Source organism: Lacinutrix iliipiscaria (assembly GCF_042686125.1).
GTDB classification, from domain to species: Bacteria; Bacteroidota; Bacteroidia; order Flavobacteriales; family Flavobacteriaceae; genus Oceanihabitans; species Oceanihabitans iliipiscarium.
In genome coordinates, this window is the sequence record NZ_JBHUOV010000001.1 from 543,055 (window position 1) to 560,232 (window position 17,178).

Here is a 17,178-nt window from a genome sequence, read left to right on the forward strand (position 1 = left end):
ATATTTGAAAAAGTTCTAACAATAAAATTGAAATTAACAACACTTCATCTGTAAGTCCAAGAATTTTATCGCTTAAAATTAAGCTCAAAGGCCTTCTTAATAGTGAAATAAATATTAGTGAAAATATATATTTAAATTCAAATTTCATTATAACCGTAAGATTGTTTTTTTATAAAACGCCAAAACCCTGTAGCTTTAATTATATTTTCTTGAACCGAACCAGTATCGTTTAATGATATTCTCTTTAATCTAAACAAGTCTGTTTTATCGTCATTATAGCCATAATCAACGGTTACAGCACATTGATAGCCTGATTTTTTAACAAAATTAATCTCTCTATTAGAGTAGTCTCCATTAGGATAGGCAAAGGCATAAATATCGTTTCCTAAAAGGTTTTCTAATTCTTTTTTAGAACATTCTATTTCTCTTTTACTATCACTCTCATTTAAGTTAATTAAAATGGGGTGATACATTGTATGGGCTTGAAAATCTATTAATTTAGACGCTAACATTTCCTGAATTTCTGAAAGGTTTAAAGCATGTCTTTCTTCATATTCTTTATCTTTTATGTATCCTAGAGTTTTTAAATATAGTAACATATCATCATATGGCATTTTCTTTATTTTTTGTAACTCTTGCTTAGGTATGTTATAATTACTCCAAAAATGTTTATTTGAATTAACAAGAGAACTACATAAAAAAATTGTTGCTGGGATACTGTATTTCTTAAATATAGGAAGTAATTTATAGTTTTCTTTATGTCCATCATCAAAAGTTAAAATTGCAGTATAATGAGGTAAAGTAGAAAGCGATCTATTTGCTCTATGTTCTAGATAGTCTTTTAATGATATAAAATTATACTTCTTTGTTAGTGTTTTTAATAATGCATCAAAATTGTCTGGTGATGGGTCATGAAGTAATAGTATAGTAACTTTATTTCGCTGTTTTAGAAAACGAAGGAGTGCGTCTAATTGTAAAAATTTTATACTAGAAAAAAAAAATCTTTTACCAGGTTTCATCTATTTGAATGTACTTTTTAATTTTCATTAAATCTTCTTTAAACAGGTCTTTATATTGACTATTTAGCTCTTGTTTTATTAATTCACTTTTTTTCTGAGTATTTAAATCCTTTATTGCTCTTCTTATTTTTACTCTTGTATTAGAGGAGAATAGTTTTTTAAATATACTTCTAATAAAATTATTTGAGTTTTTATCAAATAAAACTTTATTAAGAGACTTAAATCTAACATTTTTTGTCTTATTAGCATTGAATATTTTAATAACTTCTTTAGTTTCTAACCCTAAAAAGTTTAGGGTTTTATCTACAACTTCTTCAGGATTTTTTATCAATTCTTCAAAGAAAATAATATTAATATTATTCTTGTTGAAAATTCTATATAAATACTCAAGTTTTTTACCGTAAAGGCTTCTTTCAATATATTCTTTATTTTGTTCTATAGCTTTATTTATATCATCATTTTCCTCTTTTGATAATTGTCTTAAAAATTTAAATGCTGAACGGATTCTATCCTCGGGTTTTCTTAAAAGTAATATGATTTTAGCCTCTGGATTATAATTTTTAATCCTTTCTAAACTATCTGGGTTTTCAATATAATCGACACAACCACTTATAACGACCTTTTCATTACTCAGATGCCTAAATTGATTTTCAAAAAAAGAAGTGCCTTTTGAGTATAATGTTTTATCAATAAAAAAAGGGTAATCTTTAAGCGCTGATTCGCCATATATATCTTGGTGTTGAATTAACCATTCGTATAATGATGTAGTTCCGGCTTTTTGTACGCCAATAATAAATGTATTTACTTTCATCTAAATGGTATATAAGCTAATAGTATTCTATAATGTTTCCAAATTATATAAACCCCTAAAAAATTCCAAAATGACATACTTACAACACTGCTAATCGCTGCGCCATAATATCCATAAGGTTGAATTAAAATTAAATCTAAAATAATATTAATTATAAAAGCGCCTAGTACTAAGTTTTGAAATGTTTTTTGTTTGCCTGTCATTTGAAATACTACGCCAACTGGCCCACAAATTGCATTTGATAGTTGTCCAACACAAAGCAAAAGTAATAGATTAGAACCTAACAAAAACTCTTCACCAAAAAAGGATAATAAATAATTCCTAAAGATGACCAAAAAAAGGATTATTCCTAAAGAGAAAAAAAAGTTGACCTTAATAGTGATTGACAACAATTTATCAAATAGTTTTTTGTCCTCCTCTTTGTAAGCTTTGGCAATTTTGGGTGCTAAGATACTATTCATAGATTGTAAAGAAAAACCTATTAAGGCTGCTAGTTTTAATGCCACATGATACACACCTACTTCTTTAGATGAAGTATAAACACCCAGAAAGATAGTGTCTGTCCAACCTAATAATAAGATTAATGATGAAGACAACATTAATGGAAGTGAGTCTTTTACATAATCTATAACTTTAAAATTTGTTGGTTTAACTTCAACAGTTCTGATTATAGAATGGACTTTAATAAATGAATAAATAGTTAACCCGAAAAGGCCTGTGGTGTGTGCTAAAATTGGTACATACGGCTCTCTGTAATTTGCAAGACTATAAAAAATAATTAACAAAATTAACGCAAAAACAAAACGCCCTGCATTAGTAAAAAACGAAAACTCTTTAATTTTTTTTAGTCCTCTTAAAGCACCTGCATTAATAATAGTAAGAGTCCATAAGGGTATAGAAGCAAATCCAAAAACAACATAAATAGGTTGATCTATATTAAAGATTTCACAAAAAAACGATTTAAATAAAACTCCCAAAAAGGCTATAAATAATGCTAAAAAAAAGGACACCTTAATTGTATGATAATACACTTCTTTAGCTTCTTCGATGGGTGTTGATGAAAACGTTTTAACAAGATTAATATCAAACCCAAACCTTGGAATTAATGAACCAATTAAGAATATTGAAAAGCTAATAGCTACCAAACCATTAACTTCTGCACCATAAAACCTTGAAATTAATAACGTAAAAATATAACCTGCAAGAAACCCAAAAACTTTAATAATAAAGAATGAACCGCCTTTTGAAAATAATTCTAAAACATTTATGTCTTTAGCTAAAAGCCTTTTTATCATTTCTTCTGCGTAATTTCACTTTTAGTTATAACGATTTTTTTTTAGAAAACTATACAATCATTCCAGCTGCAACAGTCTCATTTGTTGCGTCATCTACCAAAATAATACTTCCTGTAGTTCTATTCTCTCTATAAGAATCTACCATTAAAGGTTTTGTGGTACGTATTTTAACTTTACATATGTCATTCATGTGCAATTCTTTATCGTCGTTAATACGATCTAAGGTATTGATGTTGAATTTGTACACCACTTCTTTTATCATTGCTTTTTGATCATTAGAAGTATGTTTAATAGTGTATTTTGCTCTTGGTTTTGCAGAATCATTATGTAACCAACACAGCATCACTTCTAAGTCTTGAGATGCTTCGGGCTTATTATTAGAGCGTACGATCATATCACCACGACTAATATCTATGTCATCTTCTAATGTTATTGATACAGACATAGGCGCATAAGCTTCTTCCAAAGTTTGTTCTAGAGTGTCAATACTTTTTATTTTTGAAGTAAATCCAGATGGCATCACAGTAACCTCATCTCCTTTTCTAAAAATACCGCTAGCTACACGTCCTGCATAACCTCTATAGTCTATAAAACCTTCGCGTTGTGGTCTTAGAACGGTTTGTACTGGAAAACGTGCATCTACTTTATTAATATCGCTACTAATATGCATCGTTTCTAAGGTGTGCAACATAGGAGCTCCTTGATACCAAGGCATGTTTTCAGATTTATTCACTACATTATCACCGTTTAAAGCGCTCATTGGTATAAAACGTACATCTGTAACTAGCATTTTTGAAGATATATCTTCAAATTGTGCTATTATTTTATTGTAAACTTCTTCAGAATAATCTACCAGATCCATTTTATTAATACAAACAATAATGTGTGGTATTTGCAATAATGAAGCTATGAAGGCATGTCTTTTGGTTTGCTCAATAACCCCATGTCTGGCATCAATTAATATTGTTGCCACATTAGCTGTTGAAGCACCAGTAACCATATTTCTTGTATACTGTATATGGCCTGGAGTATCAGCAATTATAAATTTACGTTTAGGCGTAGTAAAATACCTATAGGCGACATCTATGGTGATTCCTTGTTCACGCTCATCACGTAAACCGTCGGTAAATAAGGCTAAATCGACACCGTCATGACCTTTTCTTTTACTTGTGTTTTCAATAGCCACAAGCTGGTCCTCGAATATTGATTTCGAATCATATAATAAGCGTCCAATCAATGTGCTCTTTCCATCATCTACACTTCCCGCTGTTGTAAAACGTAATAATTGATTATTATCTAACATGTAATATTATATTTTTATTGATTGTAGTTTTTTAGAAATAGCCTTGACGTTTTCTGTCTTCCATGGCTGATTCTGAGCGTTTATCATCACTTCTATTTCCTCTTTCTGTATTTCGCATTCCAGCAACTTCGGCTGCAATTTTTTCTAAAGTATCTGCATCCGATTCATCGCCACCAGTAATGGTGATATCTCCTAAAGTTCTAAAACGTATTTTTTTAACCACAACTTCTTCGTGTTCTTCAAGAGTTAAAAACTCAGAGTTTGGAATCCACGTACCTTCTCTACGTACTACTTCGCGTTCATGTGCAAAGTACAAGGATGGTATAGCAATATTTTCACGCTTTATGTAATTCCAAACGTCCATTTCTGTCCAATTACTAATTGGAAACGCTCTAAAATGTTCGCCTTGAAAATGCTTTCCATTAAATATATTCCACAATTCTGGTCGTTGATTTTTAGGGTCCCATTGTCCAAAATCATCTCTATGTGAGAAAAAACGCTCCTTTGCTCTAGCCTTTTCTTCATCGCGTCTTCCACCACCAATTGCACAATCAACTTTATTCGCTTCAATAGCATCTAAAAGTGTTGTAATTTGAAGTGCATTACGTGTGGCATTTTTACCTTTTTCTTCAGCAACACGACCATCATCAATTGATTCTTGAACAGAACCAACAATAAGGTTTACTCCCAATTCTTTAATGATATCATCTCTAAATTTAATAGTTTCAGGGAAATTATGCCCTGTGTCTACATGCATTAAAGGAAATGGAATCTTAGCAGGGTAAAATGCTTTTTTTGCCAAATGAGTTACTAAAATAGAATCTTTACCTCCTGAAAATAAAATGACAGGATTTTCAAATTGCGCCCAAACTTCACGTAAAACAAAAATAGCTTCACTTTCTAATTCATCTAAATAATTTAAATAATATTTACTCATTTTCGTTTTTGATTAATATGTCTTTAATTTTTATTCCTCCCAATCTTCCAGATTCTTTCCAATTTTTTCTTTTGTATATATACACATCTAAACTATCAAAATAAGTTATGTTTACTTTATTTCGCAAAATAATATACTTTTCATTTTTGATTGTTTCCATGTTTGGAGAAGAACTAGATCGATAAGGTTTTGGAGACTCTGAATAAAACCCTTTAACACCATAACTATATTTAGCAACTGTTGCTTCTGAGGTTGAAGGGTCAAGCTGAAAAACAAAGCCTATTACTGAATCATTAATTCTTTGAATACCAAATTTCTCTACTTTAAGTTGAGAAGTAAACTGCTGATTTACATCTCTTAAGTCAATTAATTCATCTGCAAACTTATTCGTTTTCTGCTTAGTATCATCATTTTGAATACTGTCATTAGACATACTATTGTTTCCTTTTTTATCTGATTTACAGGTAAAAACCAATGTTGATAATAATATACAAAGAATTACTTTCCTCATTTATCTTAATAATGTTTTAGTTTAAACTTTATTTCCTTTAATATTTTTTTTACAGCTTCATCAACACTTTCTTGTTCTGTGATAATTTCTATATTAGGATTTTCTGGCGCCTCATAAGGAGCAGAAATACCTGTCATGTTTTTAATTTCGCCTGCTCTAGCTTTTTTATATAGCCCTTTCACATCACGACGTTCACATTCTTCAATACTAGTGTTTACATATACCTCGACAAAGTTAACATCTTTTACTATATTTTTAATGTTCTCCCTGTCTTTTTTATAAGGTGAAACAAATGCCGCTAAAACAACTAAGCCTGCATCAATCATTAAGTTTGCAATTTCTGCAATTCGTCTTATGTTTTCTGTTCTATCTTCTGGCGAAAAAGTTAAATCGCTATTAATTCCTTTTCTAATATTATCGCCATCTAAAGAGTACGTTTTAACACCTTGCTTGTGAAGTTCTTGTTCTACTACATTAGCAATAGTAGATTTTCCAGAACCTGAAAGGCCAGTAAACCAAATTAAAAATGAGTTATGCGCGTTAGATTTTTGTCTATCAAGTTTAGAAACTTGATAGTTATGAGGGATAATATTTTCTTTCATACATTTATTTTTTTCCAAGAAAAAATCTTCTGATTTTTCCTAAAGGTAATTTAAGCCATGCTTTTTCGTGAATATAGTATAGCACAAATTTCGTAAATAATTCTGTAAGTGCAATATATAACGCAATTTCATCAAAAGCATTAAGTACTATTCCCGAAATGATAAATGTAGTAGAGGTTGCAACAACTCGCCATGAAATGGACTTATAAATAATTTCTTTATTGGTGGTGGCTTGTTTGCTTAAGATTTTTAACCATAATCTTTCGTGAAAATAAAAAATAGCTAGTTTTATTAAAAACTCTGAAGCTCCTATTTTTAATGCGTTTTCAATACTACATTCACCAAGTATACAAGTCACAAATAAAACAACCAACACAGTATCTGTTGTGGCAACTATTCGCCAAGAAATCCCTTTTAAAATACTGCGAATATGTGATGATTTTTTTATGGTTGTCATAATTAGTTTTTAGCAACCAAAAACCAAGGGTTCAAAAGGTTTTCTTTATTATATAAAAGAGGCTCATTGGTTTCTTTAGAAATCACCTCTATTCCTACTGCATTGCAAATAGCTTGACCAGCAGCTGTGTCCCATTCCATGGTTGGTGCAAATCTAGGATAAACATCTGCGTTTCCTTCTGCCACTAAGCAAAATTTTAATGAACTGCCTTTTGAAACGACTTCAACTTCTTTTCCCTCACTTTTTAATGTTTCAACAAAATCTAAAGTCTCTTGACTCATATGTGATCGACTTCCTACAACTTGAACAGGGTTAGAATTAGAAGGTTTAGGCTGTAATTTTTCTAGTAAACCTATAATGTTTTCAATTGAAGATTTATGAGACTCTAATTGTGCTTTAAAGGCAGTATTAGTCTTCACCTCTCCGATGTAAAGTGTTTTTGTCGCAGGAACATAAATCACTCCTAGTTCTGGCTTTCCTTGACTAACTAAAGCAATATTTACGGTGAATTCACCATTTCTCTTAATAAACTCTTTAGTGCCATCTACAGGGTCTACAACCCAACAAGTGCTCCAATCTTTTCTAGTAGAATATTCGATTTGCTTATTTTCTTCACTAATTATCGGAAATTCAGACTTTGATAAATATGAATTAATAATATCGTTAGCTTGTTTATCGGCTTCTGTTAAAGGTGATTTATCATCTTTATATTCAACCTCAATCACAGAGTCATAAATATCCATGATTCTTTCTCCAGCATCTAGTGCGGCTAAAATTGCTGTTTGTAAATAATTATTAAACATTTCCGTTGGTTTAAAGTGAATTAAGTTGGTGATTATTTTTCAAAAACTTTAGTGTAAAAGTTAACAAGCTTTGTGCTTTCAAACTCCCAAGATAGTTCTTTTTTCACTCTCTGATACCCAAATTCTCCCATCTTTACTCTTAAAGATTCATCATCTAGAAGGGTAATTATTTTATTGGCAAAATCTATTGGATCTGTATTTATAGCATATAAAGACGCCTCTTGCGCAGAGAATTGTCCTTCTTTAAGAGTATATTGTACAATTGGTTTTTTTAATGCCATATACTCCATGATTTTATTCATCGTCGACAAATCATTCATGGCTGTTGGTTTATCTGGATTTACACAAACATCAGCCGTGTTTAAGACATTTAACATCATCTCATCATCTACTCTTCCATAGAAGTCAAAATGGTTTGACAGACCCATTTCGTTACATAGATTTTTTATCTCGTTTAAGTGTGTTCCATCTCCAACAATTCCAAATTGAACATCGTCTCTTTTTGACAGAATATATTTAGCAGACTCTAATAACAAATCAAGTCCTTCTTGCTCACCAATAACACCAATATAACCTATAAGGTATTTCTTGCCTTTTTTAAGGTTTTCAACTGGAGGAATAATCTTTAAGCGTTCTAATTTTGGTCCACTTCTTACAACTTGAACCCTATCTTCACTCATATTGCCTCTAGTAACTGCAATGTTTTTATACGATTCATTTGTCGCTATAGATGCATAAGCGGTTTTAAAAGTTAATTTTTCAAATAATACCATTAAGTTGTAGAAAAAACCCTTTTTTTCGAATTTTGAAATATACAGTTCTGGATTTATATCATGATGATCAAAAATATATTTCACCCCAAATGGCTTAAAGAATAATGCGGTAAGAAAAATTAAATCAGGTGGATTACAACCGTGGATGATATGAAATTTCTTTTTAAAAAATATTTTCCAGCTTAAAATAAATTCCCAAAAAATAGCTTGTGTATATTCTAAAAGGTAACCTAAAGCACCTTTACCTTCTTTTAATGCATGTCTATAAATCTCAATATCGTCAATAACCTCATAAGATTTTGTATAGCCTTTCATTTTAGGGCATATAATAGAAACTTTAGCGCCATGATCTTTAAGCGTTGTTGCTTCTTGCCATACACGTCTATCAAAAGGTGCTGGCAAGTTTTCTATCACAATGAGTATGTGTTTACCAGCAAATTCCAATATAATTGTCTTTAGAGGTTAATTTTTCATCGACTCGAACCAAATCAATTATAGTTTTGTTAGATGGAATAGTGTTGATGATTTTCGAAAATTCTTTAGCGTTATTACCTATAACTAATACTTCAGAGTTTTCTATAACTTCATTTACATCCTCTTTGAGTAGTTTATAAATATGAGGAATATGACTATTAATATATTCTTTGTTTTTTCCTAATAAAGAAGATAAGTGTACATTGCTATCGTAAACATTTAAATCATAACCTTTACCAATTAAGGTTTCTATAACCTCAACAATAGGACTTTCTCTTAAATCGTCTGTACCAGATTTGAAAGCAAAACCTAAAAACCCTACTTTCTTTTTTTGAGTTTGATAAATTAATTCTAAGCCTCTTTCTACTTGATAGAAATTACTTTTTAATAAACTAGAAAGCAATGGTGTTTTTAAATCTAGGCTTTTAGCTATTTGAGTTAAACCTCTAACATCTTTTGGCAAACAAGAACCTCCAAAAGCAAAACCTGGCTTTAAATAATAAGGTGATAAATTTAATTTTGTGTCTTTAGCAACGATATCCATAACCACGTGCCCATCGACTCCATTTTCTTTACAAATATTACCAATTTCATTGGCAAATGTAATTTTCATGGCATGAAAGTTATTGTTAGTATATTTTATCATTTCTGCCTCTTCTGGCTTAATAAAATATATAGGAGCGTCAATCGTTTGATACAAAGATTTCATAATCTCTTTGCTTTTCTCACTCTTAGTCCCTATTATGGTATATGGAGGATTAGCAAAATCATACATGGCAGATCCTTCCCTTAAAAACTCTGGATTAGAAACAACGCCAAAATCAACGTTATGTTTTTTACCTGATATATCTTCAATAATCTCTTTACAAGCCTCTAATGTTCCTACTTTAACAGTGCTTCTTATAACAACAGTATGAAACGTGCTTTTGTTTTTTATAACCTCGGCTATTTGTTTAACAACTCCAAAAATATAAGCAAGATTAATCGCTCCATTTGGCAAGCTTGGTGTACCAACACAGATAAATGAGACATCAGTTTTCATAACCGCCTCAGTAAAATCTTGAGTTGCTTTCAATAAGCCTAAATCGACAGATTTTTGGATTTCTTCCTCTAGGCCCTTTTCAATAATCGTAGCCTTTCCCGAATTTATTAATTCAACTTTAGTTTTCTCAACATCTACACCTATTACGTTATGTTTATCTCGAGAGAAGCAGGCACAACTTACAACTCCAACATAACCTAAACCAAATACACTTATATTCATTATCTATACACTATATAATTAAAAACTCTTGTAAAATAATACTTCAAATTTTTCTTGGTATTATTCTTATAAGGTTGCAAAAATAGTGTTTCTTTTAATCTTATTCTATTTCCATCAAATAAAAATCCTGTGTATAGTGGTCTATTGTTTAAAATTTGATTTTGAGATTCTGAAAAATCTTCATTTAATGCTTTTTCGGCTGCTTTTAAAACGGTTTCTGGATGTTTTAAAAAATCTTCACTTTTAAAGCAAAAAGTGTGATGTCCTCTTCGCTTCAAAACCTTTATAACTATGCTACAAATAGTGTTAACCACTAAGTAGTAAATATTTGCCATTAAAAAGTTTTTTGAAGGTTGTTCGATATCTTTTTTGTTAAAAGACTTTACAACTTTAACTGGATCTTTCTTTAAATAGATATACTTTATAGCAATATCTTCTTTGTTTAAATAATTTGAAAGATTAAGTGCTCTTGCGGGATATTTTGAAGATTCTATTATGATTTTTTCATCAACATTGAGAGCTATTGCTTTGTATAAATCATTTAAATCTTTTTGATAATTTAAATCATTAGTCTTTAAAAAGCTTTTTAAAATATTTGAATGGAATTCATTTTTTTGAAAAAGCGAATCATATTCAGCATATGATTTTGTATTAGATAAACGTTCAAAAGTTTGTCTTATTTTTTTCCAAAACAAATATACATCACTATCTTCTTTTCTTTTTGGTGGAATACCATCTCTTTTAAAGAATCTGTTAATCTCTCCTAGGCTTATTGAATCACTGGTGTTTCCTAAAACGATATCAAATAAAGTTGTTCCGCTTCTGCCAGCTCCAATAATGTAAATTAATGTTTTTTTCATTTTTAATTCTAAGAGAACACAAATTTAATGATTAGCTATTTCGGTAGGTTTTAATACGCTATAGCTAGGTCTTTTGGCAAAAGTAACATAATTATTATCTTTAATTAATTTAACCCTATCTAATACTTGATTTTCTTTAAGTATAACATATGCAAAATCAAACCAAGACATTTGAGTTTTATCACAATAATGATATGTTCCAAACTTTGTGGTCTTAGAGGTTATAATCTTGTAAATATAGTTCGCTAAATTATCACAGTTTGTTGGGCAACCTAATTGAGCATCAGTAATTCTAATTTCTTCTGTTTGTCCTATTTTATTAAGAATTGTTTTATAAAAGTTTTTTCCAAACGTTTTGCTATATAACCATGATGTTCTAACAATAAAATGCTTGCTATAATTTTCTTTTATATATAATTCTCCTTGCAATTTAGACTTCCCATACTCATTAATTGGGTTGGTGGTGTCTTCTATAGAATAAGGCGTTCTTTTTTCTCCATCAAAAACATAATCTGTTGAAATATGAATAAGTATTGTATCGTGGTTTCGACAAGCTTTAGCTAAATTCTTAACAGCTTCAGCATTTATTATAAATGCTAATTCTGGCGTTTTTTCTGCCTGTTCTACATTTGTATATGCTGCACAGTTAATGCAATAATTGTAATTATTAGCTTTAAATATTTCGAAAACTTCTGATTCATTAGAAATGTCTAAATCAGATTTAGACAAAAAAGTAAACTCATATGCCTTAGAATAATTCGCATACAATGCTTTAATTGTTTGTCCTAATTGGCCATTAGACCCTGTAACTAATATTTTTGTTTTCATTTGAATTCATTTTCAAATGTTGGCAGTTTTAAATCTTTATCAGAAAGAATTAATTGTTCAATAGGAATGTTCCAATTTATATTCAATGTTTTATCATTATAAATAATTCCTTTCTCTGAAGGTGCGTTATAATAAGCATCACACTTATAGGAGAAAATGGTGTCGTCTTCTAAAACTAAAAAACCATGAGCAAAATCTTTAGGAACATACAGTTGTTGCTTGGTTTTACCATCTAAAACTATTGAAAAATGTTTCCCGAAAGTTAACGAATCTCTTCTTAAATCAACGATAACATCTAGAACACTTCCTTTAATAACTTGCACTAATTTGGCTTGAGCAAATTCTCCTGATTGATAATGAAGCCCTCTTAAAACACCCTTACTTGATTGTGATTGATTGTCTTGAACAAATGTAGTTTTTAGCCCAGTTGCATCTTGAAAATTTTTCATGTTAAAACTCTCAAAAAAATAGCCTCTAGAATCTTTAAAAACTTTAGGAGAGATGATATAACTCCCTTTTAAATATATTTCTTCAACCGTCATGCTATACTAATTGTTGAAGGTATTTACCATAACCACTTTTTAATAATGGTTCTGCTAATTTATTTAACTGCTCTTTATTAATAAATCCCATATTATAAGCTGTTTCTTCAATACATCCTATTTTTAAACCTTGGCGTGCTTCAATGACTTGTACAAACTGTGAAGCTTGCATTAGTGAATTAAATGTTCCTGTATCCAACCATGCAGTGCCTTTATCTAAAATTTGAACACTTAAGTTGCCTTGATTTAAGTAGACTTTATTTACATCTGTGATTTCAAGTTCACCACGATCACTAGGCTTTATATTTTTAGCAATATCTACAACATTATTATCGTAAAAATATATCCCGGGAACTGCAAAATTAGATTTTGGGCGGATTGGTTTTTCTTCAATTGAAATTGCTTTTTTGTTTTCGTCAAATTCAACAACGCCATAACGTTGTGGATCTTGTACATGGTAAGCGAAAATAACTCCGCCTTGGGGGTTTTTAGTGGATTGTAATGTTTGATCTAGTCCAGAACCGTAAAATATATTATCCCCTAAAATTAAAGCCACTGAATCTTGTCCGATAAATTTTTCGCCAATAATAAACGCTTCTGCTAAACCATTAGGATTTTCTTGCACCGCATATTGGAAAGAGCATCCATAATCACTTCCATCTCCTAAAAGTTCTTTAAATCTAGGTGTGTCTTTAGATGTTGAAATAATTAATATCTCATTAATTCCTGAAGACATAAGCGTAGTTAAAGGATAATATATCATTGGCTTATCATAAATAGGCATCAATTGCTTGCTTACCACTTTTGTGAGTGGATGTAATCTCGTGCCCGACCCTCCTGCTAATATTATTCCTTTCATTTATAAGGTTGTTTACGTTTTAAAGGTATTTATCAATATACCAATTTACAGTTTTATTTATCCCTGTTTCAAAATTTTCGTCTGCTTTCCAGCCTAATTCATTTTCAATTTTAGAAGCATCTATTGCGTACCTAAAATCATGACCCGCTCGATCTTTAACAAAAGAAATTTGCTCTTTATAGGATTTGTTTTTAGGTTGAATTTCGTCTAGTATTTGGCAAATCGTATTCGCAATATAAAGATTATTTCTTTCGTTGTTGCCACCTATATTATACGTTTCTCCAGGCTTTCCTTTTTTATAAACAAGATCAATACCTTTGCAGTGGTCTAAAACATATAGCCAATCACGAATATTTTTTCCATCACCATAAATAGGTATGTTTTCGCCATTAAGAGCTTTTCTTATTATTGTGGGAATTAATTTTTCATCATGCTGTTTAGGTCCGTAATTATTAGAACAGTTTGTTGTAACAACGTTCATTCCGTAAGTATGAAAATAGCTCCTTACTATAAAATCTGACGAGGCTTTAGATGCACTATAAGGGCTATTTGGCGCATAAGGTGTTTGCTCTGTAAACAATCCTGTTTCTCCTAATGAACCGTAAACCTCATCCGTTGATATGTGATGAAATCTGCTTTCCAAATGTTCACTTTTAACATTATTAGGGCCATGCATCCAATGATTTTTAGCTTCATCTAATAAATTAAATGTTCCAAAAACATTAGTTTTAATAAACTCATCGGGTTTTTCAATAGAATTATCAACATGTGATTCGGCAGCAAAATGAATGACGGCTTTAAAATCATATGTCTTAAATAATTTATTTATTAAATTTCTATCACAAATATCGCCTTTAACAAATGTGTAGTTGTCTTGGTTTTCTATTTCATTTAAATTAGAAAGCTCACCTGCGTATGTGAGCTTATCTAAATTTACTATATGCGTGTCGCGTTCATTATTTAATAAATATTCTATAAAGTTTGAACCAATAAACCCAGCACCTCCTGTGATTAAAATGTTATTTAATAGCATTTTTATTATTCTAATAGTTTATCTTTACTTCCATATATGCTGATTATATCTAAAAGTTTTATTTCTTTTAATATAAAGAAGAAAAGTAAAACAATAAATACTGTTATTGTGTATTTGTTTTTATTAATTGCAATTGCACTATCTATTTTAACAGCTGGACTAAAATCACTTAATAAGCTAATTACTTGGCTTTTATCTTTAAGTTCGTTATTAAGTTCAGCAATCATTAATCGAATCTCTTTTTGTTCTTTAAAAATTTCAAACTCCTTAGTGTTTATCTTATCTTTAGTGTTCGACAAATTTAAATTAAGCGTTGTATTTTGGGGGTCTAAGGATTCTGATTGTCCATAATATTTTTTAAGTAAATCAATATAATTGTCTTGCAATTCTTCGGAATCAATCAACATTTTTTCATATACTGTTATATTGTCTTGAATTAAAGCTAACTCTTGCTTTTGTAATTCTACAAAAAATTTATTTTCCTCAAAAGCTGATAGCAACCTATTTGACAAACCGTCATATATATTAGGAGAGTGAGAAAAAACTGAAATGGTTTGAATTTTATAATTTTCTAAATCATAATTTTCTTTAAAAGTTGCAAACGATATATGTAAAGTTGAATCAACAACTTGAACATATTCATAATACTTTTCAAGAATTACATTTTCATTTGCGTTATCATTAATTTCAAGTCCAACAATATTAACCGCATCTGTTGAAGGAAGGTTTAATCTTTTACCTAATGCAACTGAATCTCTTGCTTTTGCTATAGAATTAAGTCTTGATATATTATTATAAATTAACTCTCCAGTTTGAAAATTTTGAGAAATAATTATATTAGACTGATATACAGCAGGAAGGGATCTGTCTAAAAACATCATCAAAACGTACACGACAACAGCAGAACCTATAATCTTCACGAAATGTTTTCTTATTATATTTATAGTATACAATAAAAATATACCTAGTTTTTTTAATATCAATATTAGAAAAAGTAAAATTTTCGAAAAAAACTTTCCTATGCTGGTGAAAATCTTCTCTAATTGATTAAAAAACTGCCCTAAATCTAAGTCTTCAGGACTGTTAGGTTTTGGTAATTTATCACTCATAACGGCTTATTAGTTAAATATTTGCTGTAAAATTTTTCTTGTAATTAAATATGTTGGTTTTACACCTGATGTTCCTAGACCTCCTGATGCTAACGTGCTTCCGGTTTCTAATGGATTATCACTAGCATAATAAGCATAGCGCACTTTAACGTCTGGATTTATACTTCCTCTAACTTTAGATGCTGCTTGAATAGCTTTTTGGTAATGAGCTCCTTCCATTTCTAAGCCTATAACATTCCATGTAGAATTAAAAAAGAATTTTAAAATGTCTTTATTTTGTAGCGATGTGCCTAAAACTGTAATCATAGATCCTTCATAAACCTCTACACCTTGACCCTCTAAATCTTCTTTATTCAATTCATTTTTAAAAGGATAATTATCTGCTGTCCCTTCAAATATGTGTGCCGAAGGTATCATGATATCTCCTTTCCCTCCTTCTAAAATACCTGCTTTTCCCATAACAGAAATTGACTCTACATTTAAATGTTTTTTCTTGCCGTTAGGCTTGTATGGTTTTAACAATTCATCAATAGTTTCATAAGCTTGCTCACCAAAAGCATAATCCATTACAATAATAATAGGCTTGTCTGTCTTTAATTTCTTGTCATTAATATCGACATCTATTTTAGAAAAATCAATCTTATCTGTGTCAAATATTTGAACATTTATATTTGTTCCAGAAGCATCTTCGACATATATCATTCCTTTCTGCAACGCTTCTTTTGTAACTTTATTGCGTAAATCATTATTATCTTTATGACTTATAGCTTCATAGACTTCAAAAATGTCTTTTTTAGAGGCTAAAGCTTTTAACGCATTTGGTGCAAAAAGTGTGTTCATTACACTATGCATATTAGCACTAATAATATGAATTGGTCTGTCTAAGAGTCCGTTTTTGTGTAAAATGTCTTTTATGTTATTCGCCCATATCTCACCATGAATATGATGCCCTAATCGCTCCCTTAATACAGGACTAAAAGTCACTGTTCTCTTGTTGTTATTTACGACCTCTTCTATGGCTAATTTGCCTAACCAATAAACAATATGCAGTAATCGAGCAGGTTGTGTTGGTGTTGCAAATTCTTCATACATTTCATTTAGCTCATTAAAGGTTCTCCCTAAAATATTAGCTGTATGGGTAATAGCGATTTCACGCTCCTGTTGAGTGAGTTTCTTTTTAGTTGTTACAGCTTTTTCAAGCTTAACCCAGTCTCTAGTTGTAGCACCATTTTCATCAATTAAAACACGTTTACTTATTTTATGAGACTCAACAAATAAAAAAGTAAGGTGGGTTAAAATATCGTAGATTTCTGAACGTCCACGAGTAATCTCAATATTCATTTGCTCATCATCAATGCGGTAGCAATTGCGTCGTCTCTTTGGAGGAATTATTGCCTTAAAATGTGAGTTTCCATAACCTTCATCACTAGTTAAGTTAATAAAAGTACATTCTTCTATGCCTTCTGGTAATCTGTCTATAACATAAAGCAGCCCTTCAAGTTCGGCTTTTTCTTCTCCAATTGAGCCATAAATTTCTGGCCTTAATAGTAGTAATGCTTCTCTTAATGTTTCACCAGAAACACCCATGGGTTTATAAAACCCTCTATTAAAAAGGTGTCGCATTGTAATATACATACGCTCAATGGCATTTGAACTCTCTTGAGCTCTCGTTCTTGCATGATGTTTTTTATTACTCAT

At 30.4% G+C, this 17,178-nt stretch carries 18 protein-coding genes; all 18 read right to left on the reverse strand.

Going from position 1 to position 17,178, the window contains the following annotated elements; genetic code table 11:
* Positions 1-137: 137 nt before the first annotated feature.
* The 18 genes from ACFS5M_RS02405 to ACFS5M_RS02490 are packed head-to-tail and all read right to left on the reverse strand — an operon-like array spanning position 138 to position 17,178.
* Entirely contained in the window at positions 138-1,019 is an 882-nt protein-coding gene (locus tag ACFS5M_RS02405; protein WP_183485269.1) for a polysaccharide deacetylase family protein, read from the reverse strand.
* The gene (locus ACFS5M_RS02410) at positions 1,006-1,830 is read right to left on the reverse strand and encodes a sulfotransferase domain-containing protein (protein ID WP_183485271.1); all 825 of its coding nucleotides are present in this window, start codon (positions 1,828-1,830) and stop codon (positions 1,006-1,008) included. Before ACFS5M_RS02410 ends, ACFS5M_RS02405 begins: the two co-directional genes overlap by 14 nt.
* Complete coding sequence (locus tag ACFS5M_RS02415; RefSeq protein ID WP_183485273.1) at positions 1,827-3,125, reverse strand: MATE family efflux transporter; 1,299 nt, start codon at positions 3,123-3,125, stop codon at positions 1,827-1,829. The genes ACFS5M_RS02410 and ACFS5M_RS02415 overlap by 4 nt, the downstream gene beginning before the upstream one ends.
* 49 nt (positions 3,126-3,174) lie before the next feature.
* Entirely contained in the window at positions 3,175-4,428 is a 1,254-nt protein-coding gene (locus ACFS5M_RS02420) for a sulfate adenylyltransferase subunit 1 (RefSeq protein WP_183485276.1), read from the reverse strand.
* 31 nt (positions 4,429-4,459) lie between these two features.
* Positions 4,460-5,365 carry a sulfate adenylyltransferase subunit CysD gene (gene cysD, locus ACFS5M_RS02425; RefSeq protein WP_183485279.1) on the reverse strand — a complete coding sequence of 302 codons (906 nt, stop codon included), beginning with the start codon at positions 5,363-5,365 and terminating at the stop codon, positions 4,460-4,462.
* On the reverse strand, positions 5,358-5,876 hold the full coding sequence (locus ACFS5M_RS02430; RefSeq protein WP_183485282.1) for a hypothetical protein: 519 nt from the start codon (positions 5,874-5,876) through the stop codon (positions 5,358-5,360). The genes cysD and ACFS5M_RS02430 overlap by 8 nt, the downstream gene beginning before the upstream one ends.
* A gap of 5 nt (positions 5,877-5,881) precedes the next feature.
* Positions 5,882-6,478, reverse strand: coding sequence for an adenylyl-sulfate kinase (gene cysC, locus ACFS5M_RS02435; protein WP_183485285.1), 597 nt, complete (start codon positions 6,476-6,478; stop codon positions 5,882-5,884).
* Between the two features lie 4 nt (positions 6,479-6,482).
* Entirely contained in the window at positions 6,483-6,935 is a 453-nt protein-coding gene (locus ACFS5M_RS02440) for a DUF2061 domain-containing protein (protein ID WP_183485288.1), read from the reverse strand.
* A 2-nt stretch (positions 6,936-6,937) separates the two neighbouring features.
* A complete protein-coding gene (gene cysQ / locus ACFS5M_RS02445; protein ID WP_183485290.1) occupies positions 6,938-7,738 on the reverse strand; it encodes a 3'(2'),5'-bisphosphate nucleotidase CysQ in 801 nt (266 codons plus the stop codon).
* Positions 7,739-7,770: 32 nt separating this feature from the next.
* Positions 7,771-8,925, reverse strand: a complete 1,155-nt coding sequence (locus ACFS5M_RS02450) for a glycosyltransferase family 4 protein (protein WP_379897766.1) — start codon at positions 8,923-8,925, stop codon at positions 7,771-7,773.
* A 13-nt stretch (positions 8,926-8,938) separates the two neighbouring features.
* Positions 8,939-10,249 carry a UDP-glucose dehydrogenase family protein gene (locus ACFS5M_RS02455; protein ID WP_183485296.1) on the reverse strand — a complete coding sequence of 437 codons (1,311 nt, stop codon included), beginning with the start codon at positions 10,247-10,249 and terminating at the stop codon, positions 8,939-8,941.
* Positions 10,249-11,109 (reverse strand): hypothetical protein, encoded by an 861-nt coding sequence (locus ACFS5M_RS02460; protein ID WP_183485299.1) that lies wholly within the window; start codon positions 11,107-11,109, stop codon positions 10,249-10,251. Before ACFS5M_RS02460 ends, ACFS5M_RS02455 begins: the two co-directional genes overlap by 1 nt.
* Positions 11,110-11,133: 24 nt before the next feature.
* Positions 11,134-11,937, reverse strand: a complete 804-nt coding sequence (rfbD, locus tag ACFS5M_RS02465) for a dTDP-4-dehydrorhamnose reductase (RefSeq protein WP_183485302.1) — start codon at positions 11,935-11,937, stop codon at positions 11,134-11,136.
* Entirely contained in the window at positions 11,934-12,479 is a 546-nt protein-coding gene (gene rfbC / locus ACFS5M_RS02470) for a dTDP-4-dehydrorhamnose 3,5-epimerase (protein ID WP_183485305.1), read from the reverse strand. The genes rfbD and rfbC overlap by 4 nt, the downstream gene beginning before the upstream one ends.
* A 1-nt stretch (position 12,480) precedes the next feature.
* Positions 12,481-13,338 (reverse strand): glucose-1-phosphate thymidylyltransferase RfbA, encoded by an 858-nt coding sequence (gene rfbA / locus ACFS5M_RS02475; protein WP_183485307.1) that lies wholly within the window; start codon positions 13,336-13,338, stop codon positions 12,481-12,483.
* A 19-nt stretch (positions 13,339-13,357) separates the two neighbouring features.
* Positions 13,358-14,371, reverse strand: coding sequence for a dTDP-glucose 4,6-dehydratase (gene rfbB / locus ACFS5M_RS02480; protein WP_183485310.1), 1,014 nt, complete (start codon positions 14,369-14,371; stop codon positions 13,358-13,360).
* Between the two features lie 5 nt (positions 14,372-14,376).
* The gene (locus ACFS5M_RS02485; protein WP_183485313.1) at positions 14,377-15,480 is read right to left on the reverse strand and encodes a hypothetical protein; all 1,104 of its coding nucleotides are present in this window, start codon (positions 15,478-15,480) and stop codon (positions 14,377-14,379) included.
* Between the two features lie 9 nt (positions 15,481-15,489).
* Entirely contained in the window at positions 15,490-17,178 is a 1,689-nt protein-coding gene (locus ACFS5M_RS02490; protein ID WP_183485316.1) for a DUF6909 family protein, read from the reverse strand.

Bases quoted from the DNA above. Each gene is read 5' to 3' on its own strand.
- ACFS5M_RS02405 (WP_183485269.1), bottom strand. From the start codon at position 1,019: ATGAAACCTGGTAAAAGATTTTTTTTTTCTAGTATAAAATTTTTACAA.
- ACFS5M_RS02410 (WP_183485271.1), bottom strand. From the start codon at position 1,830: ATGAAAGTAAATACATTTATTATTGGCGTACAAAAAGCCGGAACTACA.
- ACFS5M_RS02415 (WP_183485273.1), bottom strand. From the start codon at position 3,125: ATGATAAAAAGGCTTTTAGCTAAAGACATAAATGTTTTAGAATTATTT.
- ACFS5M_RS02420 (WP_183485276.1), bottom strand. From the start codon at position 4,428: ATGTTAGATAATAATCAATTATTACGTTTTACAACAGCGGGAAGTGTA.
- cysD (WP_183485279.1), bottom strand. From the start codon at position 5,365: ATGAGTAAATATTATTTAAATTATTTAGATGAATTAGAAAGTGAAGCT.
- ACFS5M_RS02430 (WP_183485282.1), bottom strand. From the start codon at position 5,876: ATGAGGAAAGTAATTCTTTGTATATTATTATCAACATTGGTTTTTACC.
- cysC (WP_183485285.1), bottom strand. From the start codon at position 6,478: ATGAAAGAAAATATTATCCCTCATAACTATCAAGTTTCTAAACTTGAT.
- ACFS5M_RS02440 (WP_183485288.1), bottom strand. From the start codon at position 6,935: ATGACAACCATAAAAAAATCATCACATATTCGCAGTATTTTAAAAGGG.
- cysQ (WP_183485290.1), bottom strand. From the start codon at position 7,738: ATGTTTAATAATTATTTACAAACAGCAATTTTAGCCGCACTAGATGCT.
- ACFS5M_RS02455 (WP_183485296.1), bottom strand. From the start codon at position 10,249: ATGAATATAAGTGTATTTGGTTTAGGTTATGTTGGAGTTGTAAGTTGT.
- ACFS5M_RS02460 (WP_183485299.1), bottom strand. From the start codon at position 11,109: ATGAAAAAAACATTAATTTACATTATTGGAGCTGGCAGAAGCGGAACA.
- rfbD (WP_183485302.1), bottom strand. From the start codon at position 11,937: ATGAAAACAAAAATATTAGTTACAGGGTCTAATGGCCAATTAGGACAA.
- rfbC (WP_183485305.1), bottom strand. From the start codon at position 12,479: ATGACGGTTGAAGAAATATATTTAAAAGGGAGTTATATCATCTCTCCT.
- rfbA (WP_183485307.1), bottom strand. From the start codon at position 13,338: ATGAAAGGAATAATATTAGCAGGAGGGTCGGGCACGAGATTACATCCA.
- rfbB (WP_183485310.1), bottom strand. From the start codon at position 14,371: ATGCTATTAAATAACATTTTAATCACAGGAGGTGCTGGGTTTATTGGT.
- ACFS5M_RS02485 (WP_183485313.1), bottom strand. From the start codon at position 15,480: ATGAGTGATAAATTACCAAAACCTAACAGTCCTGAAGACTTAGATTTA.
- ACFS5M_RS02490 (WP_183485316.1), bottom strand. From the start codon at position 17,178: ATGAGTAATAAAAAACATCATGCAAGAACGAGAGCTCAAGAGAGTTCA.